The organism is Solwaraspora sp. WMMD406, assembly GCF_029626025.1.
In the GTDB taxonomy this organism is placed as follows: Bacteria; Actinomycetota; Actinomycetes; order Mycobacteriales; family Micromonosporaceae; genus Micromonospora_E.
This window is the reverse complement of record NZ_JARUBF010000001.1, coordinates 5,795,154-5,811,346: the sequence shown is the minus strand read 5'-3', so window position 1 is coordinate 5,811,346 and position 16,193 is coordinate 5,795,154. Positions and strand designations below refer to the sequence as shown.

At 65.8% G+C, this 16,193-nt stretch carries 14 protein-coding genes and 1 tRNA gene; 8 read left to right on the top strand and 7 right to left on the bottom strand.

What is annotated here, in order from left to right; translation table 11 throughout:
- Nucleotides 1–82: 82 nt before the first annotated feature.
- Together O7632_RS25790 and O7632_RS25785 are read right to left on the bottom strand one after the other, a co-directional pair.
- On the bottom strand, nucleotides 83–1,375 hold the full coding sequence (locus O7632_RS25790) for an Ig-like domain-containing protein (protein ID WP_278117954.1): 1,293 nt from the start codon (nucleotides 1,373–1,375) through the stop codon (nucleotides 83–85).
- A 217-nt stretch (nucleotides 1,376–1,592) separates the two neighbouring features.
- Entirely contained in the window at nucleotides 1,593–2,897 is a 1,305-nt protein-coding gene (locus tag O7632_RS25785) for an Ig-like domain-containing protein (RefSeq protein ID WP_278117953.1), read from the bottom strand.
- A gap of 186 nt (nucleotides 2,898–3,083) precedes the next feature.
- Here O7632_RS25785 and O7632_RS25780 point away from each other — a divergent pair.
- Nucleotides 3,084–3,159, top strand: a tRNA-Lys gene (locus O7632_RS25780).
- A 144-nt stretch (nucleotides 3,160–3,303) separates the two neighbouring features.
- On the opposite strand, the gene O7632_RS25775 is transcribed toward O7632_RS25780, so the two are convergent.
- Together O7632_RS25775 and O7632_RS25770 are read right to left on the bottom strand one after the other, a co-directional pair.
- On the bottom strand, nucleotides 3,304–3,687 hold the full coding sequence (locus O7632_RS25775; protein ID WP_278117952.1) for a hypothetical protein: 384 nt from the start codon (nucleotides 3,685–3,687) through the stop codon (nucleotides 3,304–3,306).
- A complete protein-coding gene (locus O7632_RS25770) occupies nucleotides 3,684–3,923 on the bottom strand; it encodes a hypothetical protein (RefSeq protein WP_278117950.1) in 240 nt (79 codons plus the stop codon). The genes O7632_RS25775 and O7632_RS25770 overlap by 4 nt, the downstream gene beginning before the upstream one ends.
- Nucleotides 3,924–4,394: 471 nt before the next feature.
- Between O7632_RS25770 and O7632_RS25765 the strand changes: the two genes are divergently transcribed.
- The 6 genes from O7632_RS25765 to O7632_RS25740 all read left to right on the top strand — a co-directional run bounded on the left by O7632_RS25765 (nucleotide 4,395) and on the right by O7632_RS25740 (nucleotide 11,222).
- A complete protein-coding gene (locus O7632_RS25765; protein WP_278117948.1) occupies nucleotides 4,395–5,711 on the top strand; it encodes a hypothetical protein in 1,317 nt (438 codons plus the stop codon).
- Between the two features lie 200 nt (nucleotides 5,712–5,911).
- A complete protein-coding gene (locus O7632_RS25760; protein WP_278117946.1) occupies nucleotides 5,912–6,643 on the top strand; it encodes an aminoglycoside phosphotransferase family protein in 732 nt (243 codons plus the stop codon).
- 341 nt (nucleotides 6,644–6,984) lie between these two features.
- On the top strand, nucleotides 6,985–8,358 hold the full coding sequence (locus O7632_RS25755) for a radical SAM protein (protein ID WP_278117944.1): 1,374 nt from the start codon (nucleotides 6,985–6,987) through the stop codon (nucleotides 8,356–8,358).
- A gap of 4 nt (nucleotides 8,359–8,362) precedes the next feature.
- Nucleotides 8,363–9,298, top strand: coding sequence for a phosphotransferase (locus tag O7632_RS25750; protein ID WP_278117943.1), 936 nt, complete (start codon nucleotides 8,363–8,365; stop codon nucleotides 9,296–9,298).
- The gene (locus tag O7632_RS25745; RefSeq protein ID WP_278120391.1) at nucleotides 9,295–10,218 is read left to right on the top strand and encodes a glycosyltransferase; all 924 of its coding nucleotides are present in this window, start codon (nucleotides 9,295–9,297) and stop codon (nucleotides 10,216–10,218) included. The genes O7632_RS25750 and O7632_RS25745 overlap by 4 nt, the downstream gene beginning before the upstream one ends.
- The gene (locus O7632_RS25740; protein WP_278117942.1) at nucleotides 10,215–11,222 is read left to right on the top strand and encodes a glycosyltransferase family 4 protein; all 1,008 of its coding nucleotides are present in this window, start codon (nucleotides 10,215–10,217) and stop codon (nucleotides 11,220–11,222) included. Before O7632_RS25745 ends, O7632_RS25740 begins: the two co-directional genes overlap by 4 nt.
- A 34-nt stretch (nucleotides 11,223–11,256) precedes the next feature.
- Here the strand turns inward: O7632_RS25740 and valS are convergent, their stop codons facing one another.
- Together valS and O7632_RS25730 are read right to left on the bottom strand one after the other, a co-directional pair.
- Nucleotides 11,257–13,812, bottom strand: a complete 2,556-nt coding sequence (gene valS, locus O7632_RS25735) for a valine--tRNA ligase (protein WP_278117940.1) — start codon at nucleotides 13,810–13,812, stop codon at nucleotides 11,257–11,259.
- Between the two features lie 474 nt (nucleotides 13,813–14,286).
- Nucleotides 14,287–14,943 (bottom strand): HAD family hydrolase, encoded by a 657-nt coding sequence (locus O7632_RS25730; RefSeq protein ID WP_278117938.1) that lies wholly within the window; start codon nucleotides 14,941–14,943, stop codon nucleotides 14,287–14,289.
- A gap of 81 nt (nucleotides 14,944–15,024) precedes the next feature.
- Between O7632_RS25730 and O7632_RS25725 the strand changes: the two genes are divergently transcribed.
- Nucleotides 15,025–15,588 (top strand): NUDIX hydrolase, encoded by a 564-nt coding sequence (locus O7632_RS25725; RefSeq protein WP_278117936.1) that lies wholly within the window; start codon nucleotides 15,025–15,027, stop codon nucleotides 15,586–15,588.
- On the opposite strand, the gene O7632_RS25720 is transcribed toward O7632_RS25725, so the two are convergent.
- Nucleotides 15,585–15,788 carry a hypothetical protein gene (locus O7632_RS25720; RefSeq protein WP_278117934.1) on the bottom strand — a complete coding sequence of 68 codons (204 nt, stop codon included), beginning with the start codon at nucleotides 15,786–15,788 and terminating at the stop codon, nucleotides 15,585–15,587. The two genes, O7632_RS25725 and O7632_RS25720, sit on opposite strands and share 4 nt — an antisense overlap.
- Nucleotides 15,789–16,193: the final 405 nt, after the last annotated feature.

The window sequence follows — 16,193 nt, the reverse complement described above, 5'->3', positions numbered from 1 at the left end:
GGCCGGTCAGGATCTCCCAGATCCTGACCGGCCCTTGGCCTTTTGGCTTGGTCGCCGCTGTCCCGGTGCCCGGTCGGCGGACTCAGGCCTGCGGGTCGGCGCTGGGGCTGGTCGCCGGGGCCGATTCGCTGGCCGGCGGCTCGTACGGCAGAGCGCTGCCCGCCACCAGTTCCTCCCAGCTCAGGTTCCAGACCGTCCAGCCGTTGCCGTTGGCCAGCTGGCGTTCGGTGCCCTTGACGGTCACCGGGTCGCCGACCTTGGTCTGGTTGAACAGCCATTCGGCGTTCGCCATCGACATGTTGATGCAGCCGTGCGACACGTTGCGGACACCTTGGTCCGCCACCGACCACGGGGCGGCGTGGATGAACTCGCCACCCCAGGTCAGCCGCTGGGCGTACTCGATGTCGGTCCGGTAGCCCTCCTCCGGACCCAACTCTTCGAATGTGTCGAAGACGGTCTCCTTGAGCTTCTCCATCACGATCATGGTGCCGCTGGAGGACGGGGTCTTCGGCTTGCCCAGGCTGATCGGGATCTCCTTGATCGTCTGCCCGTCCTTGGTGACCACCATCTTCTTGGTGGCGTTGTCCACGGTCATGATCAGCGCGGAGCCGACCTCGGCGTCGATGGTGAGATCGTTGCGGCCGTACCAGCCGTCGCCCATCGGCAGCCCGCCGGTCTGCGCCTTGTAGAACAGTTTGGTGCCGGCCTGCCAGTACTCGCGCGGCCGGAACTGGACCTCGGTGGGGCTGACCCAGTACCAAATGCCCTCTTGGGCCGGTGTGGTCCGTACGCTGAGCCGGCCCTGCACGTCGTCGCGCTGGTCCTGCGGGATGTCGCGGCTGAACCGCAGGATGAGCGGCATCGCCACGCCGACCACGTTGCCGTCGCCGAGGAAGCTGGACACCCGTACCTGGTTGGCGGGTTGTTCCATGGTGCGGAAGCTGTGGCTGGTCGTGGTGGTCTTACCGTCGTCGCCGGTCACCGTGACCGTGGCGGTGTACGCGGCGCCGTAGGCGAGTTGCCCGGTGGGCAGGAACTCGGTGCCTTCGGCGTTGACCGCGCCCTCCACCGGGGTGCCCTCGGCGTCGGTGAGTTCGACCACGGTCTCGACCGCCTCGGTCGCGGTGAAGGTGATGCCGGTCGAGGCGGGTACGTCGGTCGCGTCGGCGGCCGGCGTGGTGATCGTCGCCTGGGCCTTCGGGCTCGGCTCGGCCTCCACCTCGGTGCCGCCCTGCCAGGACGGGGCGTTGCCGCTGCCCGTACAGGCGCTGGTGAGTGTCAGCGCGACGGCGAGCACGACGCCCGCGAGTGCCCGTGGCGCGAGTGCCCGCACTCGTCCGGCGCGCGGCGTTACCTGATTGCGGCTGGCTCGCATGATCCCCTCACGAAGTTCGGTCCCCAGAGCCCATCGTCCACGAATGACGCGACGGGGCAACTCCCGGGTTCGTGCCTGCACGGAACAAACGCCGCAGCGGCTGACCGATATTCCCGGATGACCCGAAAAATTGGCTAGCCGCTGCGGGATCGTGTTATTCAGGCGTTTATTCAGATGTTGTACCTGCTGTCCTATCCTGTACGGTGCGTCGCGAGTGCTAACCGGCCGTGGCCGAAGGGCTCGGTGCAGCCGAGCCCGGAGCCGGGGCACCGGGAGTCGGCGACGCCGGTGGCGATGACCCGCTCGGCCGCAGGTCGGCCGGCACCGGCAGAGCACTACCTTTGACGAACTCGTCCCAGGTGAGGTTCCACGCCGTCCAGCCGTTGCCGTCGGCGAGTTTGCGCTCGGTGCCCTTGACCGTGATCGGGTCGCCGACCTTCGTCTGGCTGAACAGCCACTCGGCGTTCGCCATCGACAGGTTGACGCAGCCGTGCGACACGTTCCGTACGCCCTGGTCACCCACCGACCACGGGGCCGCATGGATGAACTCGCCGCCCCAGGTGATCCGCTGGGCGAACGAGATGTCCGTCCGGTAGCCCTCCACCGGCCCCAGCTCGGCGAACGTGTCGAAAACGGTCTGCTCCTGCTTGTCCATCACGATCATCGTGCCGCTCGACGACGGAGTGCTGGGTTTACCCAGGCTGACCGGCATCTGCTTGACCAGCTTGTCGTTCTTGAACATCGACAGCTGCTTGGTGGCGTTGTCGACCTCCATTGTCACCTTGTCACCGATCTTGGCGGTGGCGCTGCGGTCCATGTCGCCGTACCGGCCGTCGCCGGTCGGATGACCGGACAGCGCGATCCGGGTGCTCAACGTGGTCCCGGCCCGCCAGAAGTCCGGAGCCCGGTAGTAGGCCTGCGTGCCGTTGGACACCCAGTACCAGGTGCCGGGCTGGGGCGGGTCCGTCGTCACGAACATCCGTTTCTGTACGCTCGCCCGCTGGTCCTGCGGGATGCCCGGGAAGAACTCCACCACCACCGGCATCGCCACCCCGTACGTCCGGCCGTCGAAGAGATAGAGGCCGGTGCCGGTCTGCGAACCGGACTTGCCCATCGTGGTGAACGAGGTGGTCTTGGTCTCCTCGTCACCGGTGCTGCTGGTCGCCACCACCGTCGCCGTGTACTTCTTGTTGTTCTTGAGCGGTTTGTCCGGCACCCAGGAGGTGCCGTCCTCCCGCAGACTCCCGTTGACCTCGCCCCCGCCCTCCTCGGCGAGCGTCACCGACGTGATCTCGCCACCACTGACCGTCGTGCCAATCTCCGTACTGATCGGCAGGTCCTCCGCGTCGGGTTCCGGCGCGATCGCGAATTCGAACGGCTCCGGCGGCGGCGTCGGACTCGCCGAGGCCACCTGCCCGTCGACGAAACGCGGTGTCTTCTCCGCTCCACATCCCGCCAGCGCGGTCGGCGTGACGACTGCCAGTGCCACCGCGACCGACCAACCCCTCCTGACCCTGTCCATCCCTGTCCCCGTTTCTCGTCGCGTCCCTGACGACATCGTGCATCACCCGCTACGCCGTTCGTGCCTGATCCGGAAGGGTGCCAGATCCATGCACCCGGACAGGTCGGCCGGACAGTCGGCTCGACACCGGCAACCGGTTGGAAGCCTCACGGCGGCCCGTGCTAGGGTTGCCCGCGTTGTCAGCGAGCGCCGCTAGCTCAACTGGCAGAGCAGCGGACTCTTAATCCGCGGGTTGTAGGTTCGAGTCCTACGCGGCGTACCAGACACCAAAGCCCCGACCGGGCGGAAACCGCCGGTCGGGGCTTTTTGGCGTACGCCGTACGGGTGGCTGGGTGCCCGCCGGGCGCTCGGGAGCCGCTGGACCGGATCTGGCCGACGCTGGGCCGAGGGCACCGCCAGGTACGGTCTACCGGGTGGTGGGGGCCGGTTCGGCGGTGGCGGCCGGCGACACGTCGGGGTGGGGCGGGTCGCAGGTGACGTACCCGTCGTAGGGATGGATCCAACCGTGGTCCGGGTGCGAAACGATCGTGCGGGCGCACCAGCGACATACGTCGTGCGCCGTTGACGCGCCGACCATGACAGGGCCGGCTTGTAGGTACGCGGTCGCCAGGGCGCGAATCGCGCGGCGGTGAGTAGGGCACGGCCACAACTCGCCGCAGCGGCAGTGCGCGCCAGTGTCTTCGAGGACGTGTTCGCCGTAGAGGGTGCGGGCGGTGCGCCAGCGCTGGCCGTCGCGGCAGCCGGGAGGTGGTTTCGCCGGCGGATCGGCCAGGTCCCAGGGGAACTTCATAGACGGTAGTGCCAGGTCAGACCGGTGCGCTTGGTGGCGGCGGTGCCGGTGAGGCCAGGGGTACGTCGCGGGAGGCGCCCGTAGCGGAGGAAGACGCGCTCGGCTTCGATGCGGTCATAGCAAAGCCGGTTGGTACCGCAGGTGCTGCACTCGAGGAGATGCTTGTTCACGACCTGCTGCGCGCTGTTCAAGCGGTCCAGAGCCTCGGTGCTGAGGTAGGTCGCGGAGTTCAGCATGCGTGATGTCCTGTCACCATCGTGTCTTCAACGCTGTCCGCTGCTGTCCGTTCGACACAGGCCGAACCGGCTGGGCGCCAGCGCACGGGGGCGGGCGCGACGTCGGCCTGGGTTCCCGTTGCAGTAGCCATGATCAGAACCTTCTTTAAGCTGCGAATTGTCCACGCCCGAGCAGGCGCGGACCTTGTGGAACGAAGCAAACCCGGCGAGTCGAGGCGTGCCGGTTCGGAGGCCATTCTTGGCCGGGTTCGCGGGACGTGGGGACGACGGCGCTCCGCCCTCGAACTGCCGCCGCATTGACATTTGGAGCCGCGCCGGACCCCCACGCCGGCTTCTCGTCTGGCGGCGTCGGGACTTCCGTTGGCCCGGCAGCGGACGTTGAACGGCTTTCTGCCCGTCGCTACGGTGTGTCTACTGACAACTACGTTCACCTTTGGGGGTGTGATGGGTGCCCGGCCGCGGATCACGCTCATGCAACGACTCATGACGGACCGGCACCTGACGCGCGAGGAGACACTCAGGGCACTGGAGAAGCGAGCGCGAGTTTTGGGCGTTCGTGATTTCACGTTGAGCCTGCGGCAGCTTGACCGGTGGCTCGGTGGCGAGGTGGGGACAGCCCCACGGCCGAGTACCTGCCGGGTCGTCGAGGCAGAGTTCGGATACGCCGTCGATCAGCTTTTGACAGTCGAACAAGACCTTCCGCACAGGGCACATCTTCAAGCGGGCCGCGACATCGCTCCCGGGGCGGTGGACGACGCCGCTCGAGGCTCGGCGAAGTTCGCGCTCTGGGCCGACTCGACCCGACTCGGGGAGCTGTCGGTGGCCTCGTTACGAGCCCGGCTGACGGCGCTGACGCACGCGTATGTCTACTCACCACTGACACCGGTCTTCGCTGACCTGGTCGACCTCCGCGATGATCTCTTCACCCTGATCCGAAACCATCCGGACCCGGTCCGGCTGCGGGAGACCTACCTGCTGGCTGGGACCACGTGCGCGGTCCTCGCCTACGCCTCGGGGGACCTCGGCGCGCCGCAAGCTGCCATGATCCAGACGCAGGCCGCGCTCGCCTGCGCTGAACGCGCGGACAGTCCGACGCTGACCGCGTGGGTCCTGGGTAACCAGGCGATGACCCAGGAGTGGTATGGCGCGGCAAGGCAGGGTGTCCGATTGGCAGGGCAGGCCACCGTTCACGCCCGCCGGGCGCTGGTGCCCGGTACCGTGCTGGTACGGCTGGCGAGCATTGAGGCGCGCGCGTACGCCAGCTTGGGCAACGCGCCGGCGGTCAGAGAAGCCCTCGACCGGGCTCGCGCAGCCCGCGACCTCAGCGCCGATCAGTACGCTGGTCATCGAGACGAGTTCGACGACATAGGCGGGATTTTGCAGTTCACCTCGGCCAAGCAGAGCTTCTACGCCGGCTCGGTCTTCCTGCGTCTCGGCGACGCCGCTGCTGCTCACGACGCATCGCTGGCCGCTATTGCCGCATACGCCAGCGGCCCGGCTGACCAGCGGTCCTATGGCGATGAAACCCTCGCCTGGGTCGACGTCGCCGCCGCCCGTGTCGCCGACCCGCTGCGCGACCTGGACGGCGCCGCCGAAGCTCTCGCCGTGGTGCATGCCCAGCCCTCGACGATGCGTATCCCGGCCCTCGTGCAGCCCTTGACCGTGCTCAAGCGTGAACTCGCAACGGCGCGCTACCAGCACGCGCGACTCGCGCACCAGATGCGCGGCGCTATCGACGACCTGGTCGAGCAGTGCCGCCGGCACTCAGCCAACGAGATCAGCACGTGAGTCCTGGTGCGGACCGCCACGGGCGACCGGAAAACCTCCACGCGGTCCTGGACGCTGCCTGCCTCTGGGCCGGTTACCCGCCGGGCGCGCGACTGATCCGCCACTTCGCCAACGCCGTGTATCTCCTCGACGCCGTGCCAGTCGTTGCTCGAATCGGGTACGGACCTGGAGTAGTTGACAAGGCGCGCACTGCCATCAACGTGACCCGCTGGCTGCTCGACCAGGGCTTCCCGGCGACCGCCCCCACGGAACTGCCCAGCAGGGAGGATCAGCCACTGGTTCTCGGCCCAGCCGACACTCCGACCGTTGTCAGCTTCTGGCACTACTACGCGCAGCCCGAGCACACCGGCTGGCCTGACACAGGGATCCTCGGCCGGCTCGCGGCTGCACTACACCAGGTTCCTGACCACCCGCCGTCGCTGCCGCAGTACCAGCCCCTTCGCACGCTCACGTCGACCGTTCAGGCACCCGCCGCCCGTCAGGCGCTGACCGACGACGAACACACGTGGCTCACCCGCCGTATCAAGGAACTCCGCGACGAGTATGACGGCCTGCAGTTCCCCCTCGGGCACGGCCTCATCCACGCCGACATGTACACGGGGAACCTGCTCTGGAACGCCGGCCCGCACCGGGCTGTCCTTGGCGACTGGGACTCCGTCAGCATCGGCCCATTCGAAATCGATCTCATCCCCACATATGCGGAAACCCGCTTCGGTGTCGACCCGGCCACCGTCGACGCCTTCGCCCACGCCTACGGTCATGACCTGCGACATTGGCCCGGCTACGACACGCTCTACAACATCCGGGAGCTCAGCACCCTTACTGCGTTGATCCGGCTCGCTCCGGGCAACCCCAGGCTCAGAGGCGAGCTCGCTCACCGCTTGAACACCCTGTCCCGGGCCGACCGTTCTACTAGGTGGCAGGGGCAGTAGACCCGTAGGTAGGTATGGCGCTGTCGCGACAGGCGTGCGTCGTCGTCACGGCAATCGCTTCCCCGCAAAATTTACTCAGAGTAACTAGTTGACACCTGGTTGCCGTCCCTGGTTCATCGTTCATCGGCGAACGTAAGTAGACCGGCGGGCGGATGCTGCGACCACAGCCGTGTTGGTCGCACTGCGGTAGGCGCCGGCCAGGCTACCTCTGGGGAGAACCTGTGCATTCCACTCAACCGAGATTGCTGTTCGCATTCGCTCCTACCCGTGATACCCACGACCGCTTCTTCAACTGTTACCCGAGCAGCCTGCTCCACGCAATTGCACCCCTCGTGCACTCGGTGGACAACGGTCAGATCGACATCTCCTACTGCGACCGCATCTACCACCCGAAGGTATTCACGGAGGAAGCGGCGTTGCTGTGGCGAGCGATGCTCGACCGCGAGCGGCCGACTCACCTCGCCATCAGCTCAACATATGACTCCTGGCACGTCGCTCTGCTTCTCGGTCGAGTCGCACGAGAGATCCTCCCCAATGTGATCATCATTCAGGGGGGTCCGCACCTGGATGAGGTGCTCGAACCGTTCGTGCTTCGCCGCACACCTGAACTGCACCCGCTGGACGGGGATGCGGGCAGCGCAGTGGACTTCGCAGTAGGTGGCGACGGCGAATACATCCTGCGCTGGTTGGTGGAGGCAACCATTGGAGCCGAGAACGCCGCTGCGGCGACTGCGCGAGTGCATTCCCGTCGGGACGAGACTTCACGTTTGCCGGGTGCGGCCAACCTTCTCTACGTATTCGACGGAGATCGACAAGCAGTTCGTTTTCGGAACCCGCTTCCCTTGGACGATCTTCCCTTCGTGCCGCGACATCTGCTACCGGTGGAGGATCTGTACGACTTCGACTGCTTCAGGGATGCCGGCGGGCGTCGGAAACCTACCGTCACGATGATCACGCACCGGGGTTGCCGCGCCCGGTGCAACTTCTGCTCCGAGGGACTGCCCTACCAGGCTCGCTCTCACGCCCACATCCTTGCCGAAGCGCAAGAACTAGCAGGTTCTGGTGTTCGTGCCGTATTTCTCGACGACAGCACCGTTCAAGATGACCCTGCCTTCGCCGAACTGTTGAAAGGTTTTCATAGCCTCGGCTTGGAAGTTGGCGCCTTGACGCGATTCGATCAGGTCCAGGACCTGAAAGAGCTGGCGCGGATGCGCGACTTTGGCCTGGTGTACCTGTACGCCTCGATCGAGCAGTACTCGAACCAGAGCCTGGATCTGATGCACAAGAAACTCCGGACCGAGCAAATCGACTCAGGCGTGCGGAACTGCAACGATTCAGACATCCGACTGGGTGTGTCGTTGCTGTTCGGATTGCCATACGAGACGCCGCAATCGGTTGAAGCTACGCTCGACTATGCAACACGTCTCCGTGAACAGGAACTTGTCGAGTACGTCAGCATGAGCATGTACTCCTATCACCCACGGACTCCGCTTGGTCAGATGCGCAGGGAGTTGCTTGCCGGATTCGACTTCAATCGCGATCCGCCCAACCTGCGACACCCGTACACTTCATTCGAGGAGGGATCCTGGTACCACCCCGACCATGTGACCGACGAATACGCCGACTCCATCTGGCTGCGTGCCGAGTCCGGATTCGGAGATCGACTCGTCCGGCACCTCGCCAAGCACCGCGGTTCCGTTCCCGGGGATCGGTAACTGAATGACCACCGAGAGCATAAGTGCCAAAATTAGGGCGGCTACCGCCGCCCACTTGGGTCAGGGAAAGCTGATCAGGGTAATGCCTGGCGGCAGCGCCAACATGTCTGTCCGTGTCGCATCCAAGGGAAGCCCCGATCTGGTGCTCCGGATCTATCTCCAGCGAGACCTCGATCGCTTTTCATGTGAGCTGGAGACACTGATTCGGCTTGCCCGGATAGGTGCTCCTACTCCAAGGCTGGAGTCCTGGGGCTTCGCCTGCCCGGTCTTCGGCACCCCGTTTCTCATATACCAACTGTTACCCGGCGAAGATCTGGGTGCGGCGGCTCGGCACCTGGACGCATCGACAATCGCTGCAGCCATTATGCCCCTTATGGATACCATGATCCGCCACATCTCGGCGCTACCGGTATTGTCCCACGGTTACCTGCACACCGCCGATGGGGATTTAGGCGGGGCTGGTAGCCAGACTCATCACCAAGTTGATGAGTACGCCGCCGTAATCGGTCGAGATCGGCTCGCCGATCCTTCATTGCTGGCAGCGGCCGTCGAACTTGCGGTCCAGAACATGCACCTGGTTAGCACCGACAGACCGAATCTGGTGCACCCTGACCTTAAGCCTGGCAACATCATCATTGGTCCCCGAGGTGCGTCAATCATCGACTGGGAGCTGCCGATCGGCGGCCACCCCGTCCTGAACTACGGTGGTCTGCTCGCCGAAGGAATCATTGATCCAAATCTGCGCCAAGGGCTGTGGCTTCACCTGGACCAGCTCAGCCCAGACCTGAGACTCGCGGCCGTCACCGCAGGTATTCTGCGCTGCCTCGAAACGCTCAGCTACCTTCCGGCGAACCCGTCAGTGCAGAACGGTCGAAAGGTACGACCTGATGGCGACGATCTGGCCAATTCGATGCGGACACTTTTGGAGTGGGCGCCATGATCCCGTCGGAGGGAGTGTCGGTAGTCGTCGCCTCAATCCGGGATCCAGAAACCGTCACCGACAGCGTCCAGGCGCTCGGCGTTTCTCTATCACAACTTCCGGGACCCGCTGAAATCGTGCTCGTCCGAGACAGCCCGTCTGGAACAGTACCCGCTGAGTGGATGTCGGCGGCGAAAGTCCATCCGGTCACGGTCATCTGGACCGGACGCCGTCGCGGGTCGTCCTTCGCCCGACGCCTCGGCGTCGACAACGCTGCCTACGACACTCTTCTCTTCACCGACGACGACGTTGTGGTCCCGCCCGATTGGGCAGGTCGGATGGCACTCGGCGTCGAGGAGCACGGAATTGTGACTGGTTTGATTCAGAGCAGAACCGAAGGGTTCTTTGAGAGATGCGACGAGCTCATTGATCACTACCGAACTGCTGCGCGTGCCGCCGACGGTACGGTCAAGTTTGTGTCGTTCCCAAATCTTGGAATCACTCGGACTGTCTTTGATAGCGTTAGTCTCGACCTGTCAGCGGGAAACCGGGTCGACGATATCGAACTCGCTTGCCGGCTCCGCCTGTCCGGGGCATTCCCGCAGTTGGTTGAAACGGCAGTTGCGGTACTCTACCCTTCCACCTACCGGTCCTTCATTGGTAGAAAGGTCCGCCACGGAATCGGAATGGGTCGGCTCCGCGGCCAACTCGGTGCCGCAGCGTGGGATCAGCTCGAGCTTGGTCAGGCGACTCACCTGCTTCGGCGGTGGATCGCGTTGTCGCGGCAGATAACCCCTGGCGCGGGGGTCGTCCAGCGTCTCCAGGTAACTTCAGCGAACATCGCGTACTGTCTTGCGTTCATGATCACGGCTGCGCTATTCCATAGTGGGACGATCCTCGGTATTGCGCGGACGCGCGTCGGCAGGAGGATGTTCCGATGATTTTTCTTGCGAACATGTGGGATGGCCTTCTCGGGGAACATGGGCTGGAGTTGCTTGCGGACTCCTTCGGCGGGGTGAGCGGCAACTGGCTCAGCCCTCCCCGCCAGATGTCCACGCCGCCTGCAGGTAGCCGTATACTTCTTTCTCCCTCCGTCATGGAATCAGCCGTCACACCGATGACGGCATTTGATCGAGGCGCCGACGTTGTCGGTTGGGTACTGTTTCCCGACCAGCTCCTCGGTTGGGACTGGCAACATCAGATCTACCGGCACAAGATCACGCCAGTACTCCAAGACACCCTCCTGATCTGTCGAATACTCGCCGCAAACAGCGAGTACACGGCGGGGAGCCTGCGGGAGGCAGGCGTCGACAGCGAGGTGTCGATCCTGCCGCTTGGCGTGGATATCAACGGCATCCGAGCAGCCAGAGGCGACCGCCGCGAAGAAGCCGGAGTCCATCTCTTGTGGGCGCACATGTGGCGCAGCCAGAAAAATCCGGACAAAGCCCTGCGGATCGCGGCGGAAGTGTTGAATCGAGATCCGGGCCTTCGCGTCACGGTCGGCAGGGCGGGGACCTGGCTCGATGACCAGCACAGTCCACCCGAGTTCAGGGAAGAGGTCCTGACGCTAGCTCGCTCCTTGCAAGCGCAGGGCGGCGACAGAGTTCGCTTCGTGGAACACCTCGACTCACCACGCTCGTACTGGCAACTGCTGTCGCAGGTGGACATCTCCTACAGCTGCTCCGCGGAGGAGAGTTTCGGAGTGGCCATGCTTGAGCACGCCGCAGCCGGGGCAGCATGCGTCTGCCCCAGCACCCTGTGCTACCCGGAAGTCCACCCGCACGCTCGTCTGGTGCCGCCCACCGAAACTGACATCGCGGATGCCATAGTCGAACTCGCCGGAAACCCCGCCCTGCTTACCCAGGCGCGATCGCGCAGCCTGGCGCACGCGGCAACCTATCCCATCGAAGCGACGGTGCGCGGGATCGTCCAGCTTTTCAGCTGAACGACCCCTCACCTGATCGTCGAAACGCCTCCTGCTACACCGTCACGAGGGTGCTCAGCCCTGGTTCGCCAGCTTCCTCGGTGTCCAGCCAGGCGACCCGACCTGCGGCACACAGATCGTCTGAGACGCTGCCGAGCGCGACCAGCATCTCTGGCTCGGCGCGGACCAGGACCCTGGACACGTCCGCCCGCATAGACAGCTTCGCTTCCGACTTGGCCTTTCGGATCGCGGCGATGACCTGGCTGGCAACGGTCAGCGCGGTGGAGTCGGCGCCATCGACCGCCGCGCGCAGCTCCTCAGCCTTCGGCCAGGCAGCCCGGTGGACCGTGCCGGTGCGCCACCAGGACCACACCTCCTCGGCGACGAAGGGCAGGAACGGCGCGAACAGCCGTAGCAGCGTGGCCAGGGCGAGGGTCAGCGCGGCGCGGGCGGACTCGGCTGGCTCGGAGCCACGTTCGCCGTACCCTCGGCTCTTGGCCAGCTCAAGGTAGTCGTCGCAGAACCGCCAAAAAAACTGCTCAATGCGTTCCAAGGCTCGGGCGTAGTCGTAGCCGTCCAGTGCAACAGTAGCCTCATCCACCACGTTGGCCAGCTCCGCCAGCATCGCCCGGTCCAACGCCTCTGTCACCATGGCGGATTCGGCCGGAGCACCCAGACCGAGCACGAACCGACTGGCGTTGAGGATCTTCATCGCCAGTCGGCGACCGACCTTCATTTGCCCGGTGTCGAAGGCAGTGTCCGTCCCCGGCCGCCCATTGACCGCCCAGTAGCGTGCGGCGTCGGATCCGTACTCCTCCAGCAGCGCCAACGGAGTGACGACGTTGCCCTTGGACTTCGACATCTTCTTACGGTCCGGGTCCAGAACCCAGCCGGAGATCGCGGCGTGCGACCACGGCAGGCTGCCATGCTCCAGATGCGACCGCACGACGCTGGAGAACAGCCAGGTCCGAATGATCTCGTGCGCCTGAGGACGCAAATCCATCGGGAACACCCGCTGGAACAGGTCATCGTCGGTGCCCCACTTGCCGGCGATCTGCGGGGTCAGCGAGGACGTCGCCCAGGTGTCCATGACGTCCGGGTCCCCGACGAACCCTCCAGGCGTTCCCCGCTGCTCAGCCTGGTAGCCCGGCGGGGTGTCCACGCTCGGGTCCACCGGCAGCGCCGCCTCATCGGGCAGGATCGGCTTGTCATAGACCGGCTCACCCTGCTCGTCGAGGGGGTACCACAGCGGAATCGGCACGCCGAAGAACCGCTGCCGGCTGACCAGCCAGTCTCCAGTCAGACCACCGACCCAGCTCTCGTAGCGGGCTCGCATGTACTCCGGCTGCCAAGCCAGCTCCCGGCCCCGCCCCAGTAGCTTTTCGCGCAGGTCAGTGTCGCGACCCCCGTTGCGTAGGTACCACTGCCGGGTCGTGACAATCTCGAGCGGCTTGTCGCCGCGCTCGTAGAACTTCACCGGATGCGTGATCTTCTCCGGCTCACCGGCCAGGTCCCCGGATGCGCGCAGCAGCCCCACCACCCGTTCCCGAGCAGTGTGCATGGTGGCCCCAACCAGTTGGGCGTAGGCCGCGCGTCCCTGCGGATCGTCTAGGCCGGGCGGCGGGTCCGCCAATATGCGACCGTCCCGGCCGATGATCGGCCGAGTGGCCAACTGCAGCTCGCGCCACCACAGGACGTCGGTCAGGTCGCCGAATGTGCAGATCATGGCGATGCCGGTGCCTTTGTCGGGAGCCGCGAGCCGGTGCGCGGTGACTGGAACCTCGACCCCGAACAGCGGCGAACGGACGGTCGTGCCGACCAGGTCGCGGTACCGCTCGTCATCCGGATGCGCCACCAGCGCCACGCACGCCGGCAGCAACTCCGGGCGGGTGGTCATGATGTAGACCGGGCTGCCGTCCGGCCGGTGGAATGCGACCCGATGGTGCGCGCCGGGCCGCTCCCGATCCTCCAGCTCCGCCTGCGCGACCGCGGTCCGGTACGTGACGTCCCAAAGCGTCGGCGCCTCGGATAGGTACGCCTCACCGCGCTTGACGTTCCTCAGAAACGCCCGCTGCGACACCCGTCGTGAGTCGGCGTTGATGGTCTGGTAGGTCATCTGCCAGTCGACCGACAGCCCCAGCCGCCGCCACAGCAACTCGAACACCTGCTCATCGGCGACCGTCAACCGCTCGCACAACTCGATGAAGTTGCGCCGAGACACCTGGATCTCCGACTTGCCCGGCTGCTCTGGAGGAGTGAAATCCGGGTCGTACGGCAGGGACGGGTCGCAGCGCACCCCGAAGAAGTTCTGGACCCGGCGCTCGGTGGGCAGGCCGTTGTCGTCCCAACCCATCGGGTAGAACACGGCCTTGCCCCGCATCCTCTGATACCGGGCGATGACGTCGGTGTGCGTATACGAGAAAACGTGACCGACGTGTAGCGACCCGCTCACCGTGGGCGGCGGCGTGTCGATGGAATACACCCCGTCCCGGTCGGCGGACCGGTCAAACCGGTATACGCCCTGCTCCTCCCAGCGACGCGCCCACTTGTCTTCCAGCCCGTTCAACGACGGTGCCGACGGCACGGCGGAGCCCGCAGAGGTGTCAGTCATAGCTGTTCATGCTACCGGTGGCTGTCGCACGCCTGGCAAAGGAGTTACCTTGCTCCGACCGTGACCGCGCAGGGTGAATAGTTGCTGTTCATGCCTCTTTGCCCTCTGCGCGCCGCGCGCCGCGCGAGGATCTCTCGCCACCCGGGTTGCTACCTCGCCAGGTACACAGCCCCTCGCCAGCGGCGACCACAGCGAAGCCGCCGGCCAGCTCAACCAGGCGCTCGCCACGCTCACCGGCACCAGCGCCAAGCAGCGCAGCGTTGTCCTCGCAGACCTGGCCACCGCGCATGGCGGTGACGGCGATCGCGCCGCCGACTACCTCAACCAGGCCGTCGACGCCCTACACACCGACTGGTACGGCACCGGCCTCGACCGGGTCCGAGCCGTCCGTCCGACGCTCGGCGACAGCCGACACGGCGCACTGCTCGACGAACGCGTCGCCGCTCTCACCGCCGGCCGGGCCGCGCTCTCGGGTCAGCGAGCTGACTCGTTGTGCTTGCGGACGAGGTCGGGCAGCTCTGCCAGCGAGTCGAGCTGGAACAGGCAACGGTCGATGACCGTCTGGTCGTCGAGGATGTGCCCCCACGGGCCGCGACGGATCAGGGCGGTCGCGATCCCCGCCTGCTGCGCGGGCCGGATGTCGTTGTCCAACCGATCCCCGACATAGAGCACCTGGTCAGCCGGGCAACCTGCCTCGGCGACCACCCGGTCGAAGAACGCGGCAGACGGTTTCTCCACACCCCAGCCGTCCGAGGTGCCGATGATGTCCACCGGCAGGTCGAGGGCCCGCAGGATCGTCTCCGCCCGCGCCGTCTGGTTACCGGCCAGGCCGACCTGCAGCCCTGACTCGCGCAGCGCCGCCAGGCACGGTCGGGCATCCGGATACAGGTCCTCCTCGGTGAAGGATTCCGGCTGCCCCGCCGCCGTCCGGAGTTGACGCTCCTCGGCCAGGTCGAACCCCGGCCGGAACACCTGGAAGGTCGCCCGGTAGTCGAGGCCGCGTGCGATCACGGCTCCGAAGGCAGCGGAGAAGGTGTGGCGCGGCACGCCGAGCCAGTCCGCCCAGGTCCCGTACTCGCGGGACTCGTCGACGATGGTCTCGCCCACATCGAAGAACACGCTCGCGATCACCTGGCGATTGTGCCTGGCGCGTCCAGCCGGATCAACGTGCATCGCGAGTTGGACCAGCAACGCGGCGATAGGGTGCGGTACATGGGAGCCGGTGCTCGGCGGGCAAGTGAGTGGATGATCCACGACGAGCGGGTCATCGACGACACGAGGCGTGCCGTGCTGAGCGTCGCGGATGTCGAGCTACCCGACGGCGTCCGGTTCGAGCAGTACGTACTCAGGGTGCCGTCCGCCGCGATGGTGATCGTGCTGGACGATGCTGACCGGGTGCTGATGATGTGGCGGCACCGGTTCATCATCGACCGGTGGGTCTGGGAGTTGCCGGGTGGCTATCTTGACCGCGACGAGGACCCCGTCGTCTGTGCGGCGCGGGAGGTCGAGGAGGAGACCGGCTGGCGGCCCAGAAGCATGGAGCCGCTGCTGGGCTTCCAGCCCATGGTCGGCACCATCGACCAGCAGAACATCATCTACCTGTCCCGAGGGGCCGACCCGACGGGCGTCGTGCCTGACATCAACGAGACCGCGCGAATCGGCTGGGTCCCGCTGGCCGAGGTAGAGCAACGGATCCACGCCGGGGAGATCGTCGGTGCGGGGTCTGTCGCCGGTCTGCTCGCTGTGCTGCTGGCCAGAGCGACAGGGCGAATTTAGGCGGCTTGGAGTAGCGGCCGTACCCGCGCGGAGAGCTCCTGCACCGTCGGCAGCCCGGCGTACGGCGTGAGGCGGTCCGCGAGAATGGCGAGGTATGCGCGCGCCCGTTCGGAGCTCAGACTCTCAGCGGCTTGTGCTGCCTGCACCCCCACCGCGCCGGCTTGCTCCGGCGCACCGGACTGCACGTGGGCAGGCGCCAACAATGCCAGGTTGAACTGCTTGCCGCGGGCTATGCGCTGCCGTCCATCTCCAATGACCGCACCGCGAACCGGGCAGCGAGCTTGCCTCGGCTGAGCGCGGCGAAGCAGTGTCCGAACTTGGCCGAGAGATACGCTTCGTCGAAGTAGCCGATCCACTGTGGGTTGCTCGGTTGTCCGCGCGGTCGAAGGCGCGTTCAGCGCGGGCGAACGCTGCCGGCCGGGCGTCGGTGCGAGCCGGGTGAACGTCGATGACGAACCGACGTCTCACATCTTGAGACACGTCGCCACCGAACGCCGGCTGCTGGCTGTGCTGTCCGATGCTGATCGGGAGAACCTCGGGCACGTCCTGCGTGGCCTGCTCGAATCGCTCGGCGACCGTCGCGACTGAACCGCCGTTGGCTCGGT